7 protein-coding genes are annotated in these 5,525 nt (G+C 67.9%); 4 read left to right on the top strand and 3 right to left on the bottom strand.

What is annotated here, in order from left to right; all coding sequences use genetic code 11:
- Positions 1–286: aminoacyl-tRNA hydrolase (locus tag ACWELQ_RS36775; RefSeq protein ID WP_452401631.1), on the bottom strand; the 286-nt coding region annotated here is incomplete at its 3' end.
- A 46-nt stretch (positions 287–332) separates the two neighbouring features.
- Positions 333–929 (bottom strand): 50S ribosomal protein L25/general stress protein Ctc, encoded by a 597-nt coding sequence (locus ACWELQ_RS36770; protein WP_452401630.1) that lies wholly within the window; start codon positions 927–929, stop codon positions 333–335.
- A 391-nt stretch (positions 930–1,320) separates the two neighbouring features.
- Here ACWELQ_RS36770 and ACWELQ_RS36765 point away from each other — a divergent pair, with 391 nt between their 5' ends.
- Both ACWELQ_RS36765 and ACWELQ_RS36760 read left to right on the top strand, forming a co-directional pair.
- On the top strand, positions 1,321–1,797 hold the full coding sequence (locus tag ACWELQ_RS36765; RefSeq protein WP_452401629.1) for a hypothetical protein: 477 nt from the start codon (positions 1,321–1,323) through the stop codon (positions 1,795–1,797).
- A gap of 267 nt (positions 1,798–2,064) precedes the next feature.
- On the top strand, positions 2,065–2,358 hold the full coding sequence (locus ACWELQ_RS36760; protein ID WP_452401628.1) for a hypothetical protein: 294 nt from the start codon (positions 2,065–2,067) through the stop codon (positions 2,356–2,358).
- Between the two features lie 71 nt (positions 2,359–2,429).
- Here ACWELQ_RS36760 and ACWELQ_RS36755 read toward each other — a convergent pair whose 3' ends face one another.
- On the bottom strand, positions 2,430–3,092 hold the full coding sequence (locus ACWELQ_RS36755) for a lysophospholipid acyltransferase family protein (RefSeq protein ID WP_452401627.1): 663 nt from the start codon (positions 3,090–3,092) through the stop codon (positions 2,430–2,432).
- Positions 3,093–3,197: 105 nt separating this feature from the next.
- Between ACWELQ_RS36755 and ACWELQ_RS36750 the strand changes: the two genes are divergently transcribed.
- Together ACWELQ_RS36750 and ACWELQ_RS36745 are read left to right on the top strand one after the other, a co-directional pair.
- Complete coding sequence (locus ACWELQ_RS36750; RefSeq protein WP_452401626.1) at positions 3,198–3,761, top strand: TetR/AcrR family transcriptional regulator; 564 nt, start codon at positions 3,198–3,200, stop codon at positions 3,759–3,761.
- A 95-nt stretch (positions 3,762–3,856) separates the two neighbouring features.
- Positions 3,857–5,482 (top strand): peptide chain release factor 3, encoded by a 1,626-nt coding sequence (locus ACWELQ_RS36745; protein WP_452401625.1) that lies wholly within the window; start codon positions 3,857–3,859, stop codon positions 5,480–5,482.
- Positions 5,483–5,525: the final 43 nt, after the last annotated feature.

The raw sequence follows: 5,525 nt of genomic DNA, 5'->3' as shown, positions 1-5,525 counted from the left end.
CGATCACCTCGGTGGCGGGCACGGAGAAGAATTTGGCCAGCGCCGCGACGGGGCGCCCGGACAGGTTCATGTAGGTGCGCGGCTTGGCCAGCAGCACCTTGCGCCCGTCCAGGCGCGCCTCGAGCAGATCCGCGCCGGACTTCTTGTGCACGGTGAAACGGCCGCCGACGCGCTCCGCGAGCACATCGGCGACCATGAAACCGACATTGTGCCGGGTGCGCTCGTACTCGGATCCGGGATTGCCCAGACCGACCACGAGCGCAGGACCGGCTGTTGTCTCGGTCATAGAGAGACTGCCTCGGTCATCGAAAACCGTTGCGGGAGTTAGGGAGTTACTCCGCAGCGGCCTCTTCGGCCTCAGCCTCGGTGTCCTCGGCGGCGGCGGCCGGGGCGGCGATGATGTTGACGATCAGGGCCTCGGGGTCGCCGGCCAGGGTGACGCCCTTCGGCAGCGCGATGGCGCCGGCCAGGATCTGGGTGCCGGCCTCGACGCCCTCGATGGAGACCTCGATGGACTCGGGGATGTGCAGGGCCTCGGCCTCGATGGAGAGGGTGGTGGTGTCCTGGGTGACCAGGGTGCCGGAGGCGGCCTCGCCGACCAGGGTGACGTTCACGTCGGCGGTGACCTTCTCGCCACGACGCACGATCAGCAGGTCGGCGTGCTCGATGTAGCGACGGATCGGGTGGACCACGACCGACTTGGTCAGGGCCAGCTGCTTCTTGCCGGCGATGTCCAGGTTCAGCACCGCGTTGGTGCCGTGCTCACGCAGGATGGCGGCGAACGCCTGGGCGTTCACGGCCAGGTGCTGCGGCTCCTCGTTGTGGCCGTAGAGCACGGCCGGAACATTGCCGTCGCGGCGGGTCCGGCGGGCAGCGCCCTTGCCGAACTCGGTGCGAACGGTGGCTTCGAGAAGGCTGGCGTCGGACATGGTTGTTTTCTCCCTACGGCTCGTCCGGGCTGAAATGTCAGCTGGTCGCCAGGCGACTGGGCCGCCCTGGCTGAGGTTGGTCTGCTCGTCGACGAAGTACCAACATGGACGGCCGAAAAGGCCGAGCCGCGTCGATCACGGTGGGCAGTTGGGTGCCGCACCCTCGCCGAGACAACCTGAAGACTCTAACATGCGGCGGAAACGGTCCTGCCGCACCCCCTTCGAGGATGGCCGCCCTAGCGGATTTCCGGGGATTTGTCCGGAGTTTCCCGGCCGGAGGACCAAGATTCTGACAAACTAGCTTTTCGCATGGCCCGACTCCGGGGGAATGCTTTGCATCATAGGAAAAGCCCGTGAAGACGTGTCCGTCTTCCGAGTAAGGAACAGTTGCATGACGAACATCCGCAGCATCGGTGTGAGCGCCGCCGGTCTAGCCGCCCTCTCCGCCTCCGTCGCCTTCGCGGCTCCCTTCGCGGCGGCGGATACCACCGCCAGCGGCCTGACCGTTTCGGGCAGCTCCTACACGGTGGGGCAGACCTACACCATCACCGTGATCACCGGTTCGCCGAGCACCAGCGCGAACATCTTCGACACCGTCGGCGGCCAGACCGTCTCGCTCGGTACCGCTACCCCGGCCGGTGGCAGCACCTCGGCCGCGATCTACTGGACGCCGTCCGCCGCGGGCGCGCACCACATCTCGGTCACCCTGAACGCCGCCAGCCAGGGGCTCACCCTCGGCCCGGTGGATGTCACCGTCGCCGCGGCCTCCACTTCCACGGATTCTGGCAGCGCCAGCTCCATCGTCCCGATCCTGTCCGGACTGTCGGGCATGTTCAGCGGCTCCAGCGCGAATTCGCGGGTCAGTTGAGCCCTTCCGTCCGACTGAAAACGGCCGATCGTTCGGATTCCATAGCGAGTCCGAATGGCGGCCGTTTTCATTTGCGTGGATCTCTGTGAAAACCTTGTCCCGAATACTCTGAAGTATTACTGTTTCACAAGTTCCCCGCGGGAGGGAACGCCCTGCACAACAAGGAAATCGCGCGCTGTCGGCCCCCTCTCGACAGCGCGGTTCCGCTTCCGGTGCGGGGACTCTGATCGGCTCCGGGCGGCCGGTCTGCTTAGTAAGGAACTGTGTATGAAGAGCATTCACCGGTACGGCCTGGGCGCTGTGGGCATCGCCGCCATCGCCGTCACCATCGCCGCCCCGATCGCCTCCGCGGATGTGGTGGGCCAGGACGGCGGCATCGCCGCCATCACCGCCAACGACTGCGGCCCGACCCCCACCCCGACGCCCACCCCCAAGCCGACCCCGTCACCGTCCGGGACCGGCAGCTCCAGCAGCCTGGGCACGCTCCTCGGCGGACTGCTGGGCGGCCTCGGCGCCGGACAGGGCGCCACCTCCAGTGGTACCGGTGCAGCGGTCAGCTGATTGACCGACGGCCGGTTGTTCGGAGCTCGGGGCCGAACAACCGGCCGTTTCTTGTCTTGTGCGGCAGCCGTTTACGCGGCCTTCGCCGTGAAAGTGGCCGCGTAGCAATCGACATAGGGGCGGCCGGAGCGGCGCACGATATCGGCCATCAATTCATCGGTGGCGTGGCGCACGGCCTGCTGATCGGCGGGCGGGAAATAGCGGGGGCGGCCGAAGGAGACACGCACCTTGGCCGGACGCAGGAACCGCCGATCGCGCGGATTGACCCGATCGGTGCCCGACAGCACGACCGGGATGACCGGAGCGCCGGTCTGCATGGCCACCCGGATCACGCCGGTCCGCCCGCGATAGATGCGACCGTCCGGCGAGCGGGTGCCCTCGGGGTGGATGCCCCAGACGCCGCCCGACTCCAGAATGCGCACGGCCGCCGCGAGCGAATCCGAGCCCGCGCCACCGCCGGTGCGGTCCACCGGAACCTGGCCGGTGGCATTCATGACGAACCGATTGATCCGGCCGCGCAGGCCGCCCTCGGTGAAGTACTCCTGCTTGGCGAGGAAGGTGACCTTCCGGCGCAGCGCCAGGCACAGGTAGAGCGAATCCACCACGGCCAGATGGTTTGCCGCGATGATGACCGGCCCGTCGGCCGGAACATGCTGCAGTCCTTCGATCTTCGGCCTGCCCAGCAGGCGCAGTACCGGCCCGACCACGATGTGCTTCAGCAGCCAGTACCACATGGAAAACCCTCCCGAACAGCGAAGTAGACAATGTCTACGGATTGTGACTACCTGTCTACCGCACCCGAGTAGACGCTGTCTACCCTTGCCGTGAGAATGTGAGGCATGACTTCGGTTGAGCCACTGCGGGAACGGTTGGTCGCGGCGGGCGTGGACATGCTCGAGCAGACCGGCGCCGGGCAACTGGGACTGCGCGCCATCGCGCGCGAAGCCGGTGTCTCCCACGGTGCTCCGCGCCGCTACTTCCCGACGCACAACGCATTGCTGGCCGCCATCGCCGCACGCGGGTACGCGGATCTGCGCGCCGACATCGAGGCCGTCCGCGCGAAAACGCCACGCGCCCAACTCGACCGCACCGCGCTGGCCTACGTCACCTTCGCGCTGCGCCGCCCGGAGATGTTCACCCTCATGTTCCGCCACGACCTGCTCGAGGGCTCCGGGGAGAACCTCCGCGAATCGGTGTCGCTGCCGCTGTTCCGGCATTGGCGCGTACTGGTCGCCGACTGCGTGCCGGACCCGACCGGGGAACGCGCCATGTGCCTGTGGACCAACCTGCACGGGTTGGCCGTCCTCGCCGCCAACCGCAGTCTCGAGGCCGTCGCCCCGGAAGCCGATCTGCTCGCCCTCATCGCCCGGGCCATCGCCCAATATCTGGGCACTCCGGCCTGAACCTGGAGAGGTAGCGGCCTGAACCTGCCGGTCGGGCGAACGGGCCGGTCGCGTACCCTGGTGCGGTTGCCTCGTCCGCACGAAGGAGTCCCCCGTTGAGTTCCCCGACTGCCAGCGCGACCTCTGCTACCTCCGGGCGGCTGGCCGACGAGGCGGCGCGGCGGCGCACCTTCGCGGTGATCTCGCACCCGGACGCCGGTAAATCCACGCTGACCGAGGCGCTCGCGCTGCACGCGAAGAAGATCTCCGAGGCGGGCGCCATCCACGGCAAGGCCGGGCGCAAGTCCACCGTCTCCGACTGGATGGAGATGGAGAAGGCGCGCGGCATCTCCGTCAGCTCCACGGCGCTGCAGTTCGAGTACGGCGACTGCGTGATCAACCTGGTCGACACCCCCGGCCACTCCGACTTCTCCGAGGACACCTACCGCGTGCTGACCGCGGTCGACGCGGCGGTCATGCTCATCGACGCGGCCAAGGGCCTGGAACCGCAGACGCTCAAGCTCTTCCAGGTCGCCCGCGATCGCGGCATCCCGGTCATCACCGTCATCAACAAGTGGGACCGGCCGGGCCAGGCCCCGCTGGAACTGCTGGACGAGATCGTCGAGCGCATCGGCCTGACGCCGACCCCGCTGTTCCTGCCCGTCGGCATCGCCGGTGACTTCCGCGGTCTGATGCGCCGCGGCGCGGAGGGCGCGCCCACCGACTACATCCACTTCACCCGGACCGCGGGTGGCGCGACCATCGCGCCCGAGGAGCACTTCACGCCCGAACAGGCCGCCGAGCGCGAGGGTGACGTGTGGACCACCGCCGCCGAGGAGAGCGAACTGCTCTCGGCCGCCGGGCAGGACCACGATCAGGAACTGTTCCTGGCCGGGCACACCTCGCCGGTCATCTACGCCTCGGCCATGCTGAACTTCGGCGTGCGCCAGATCCTCGAGACACTGGTCGAGCTCGCGCCGCCGCCGCGCTCCCGCAAGGACATCAAGGGCAACGAGCGCGAGACCACCGCGCCCTTCAGCGCCGTCATCTTCAAGGTCCAGGCGGGCATGGACACCGCGCACCGCGACCGGCTGGCCTTCATGCGCATCGTGTCCGGCGAGTTCGAGCGCGGCATGGTCGTGACGCACGCGCAGACCGGGCGGCCCTTCGCCACCAAGTACGCGCTGACCGTGTTCGGCCGTGAGCGCACCACCGTCGACACCGCCTACCCGGGCGACGTGGTCGGTCTGGTGAACGCGACCGCGCTGGCCCCGGGGCACACGCTGTTCGTGGACAAGAAGGTCGAGTTCCCGCCGATTCCGTCCTTCGCGCCCGAGCATTTCGCCTCGCTGCGCGCCAAGACCGCGGACAAGTACAAGCAGTTCCGCAAGGCCATGGATCAGCTGGACTCCGAGGGCGTGGTGCAGGTGCTGCGCAATGACGCGCGCGGCGAGCAGTCGCCGGTGCTGGCCGCGGTCGGTCCGATGCAGTTCGAAGTCGTCACCGCGCGTATGCAATCCGAGTTCAATGTCGAGACGCAGCTCGATCATCTGCCGTATCAGCTGGCCCGGCGCACCGATGCCGAATCGGCCGAGGAGCTCAGCCGTCAGCGCGGCGTCGAGGTGTTCACCCGCACCGACGGCGCGATCCTGGCGCTGTTCAGCGACAAGTGGCGGCTGCAGTACATCACCAAGGAAATGCCGAAGCTGACCCTCGAATTGCTGGTCGCCGGAACGGAATAGCGCCTCAGGCCAGGTGCGTCGCGGTGGCCGAGCGGCGCAGCTT

This window comes from Nocardia sp. NPDC004722 (genome assembly GCF_053601505.1).
This window is presented reverse-complemented; position numbering and strand designations above follow the sequence as displayed.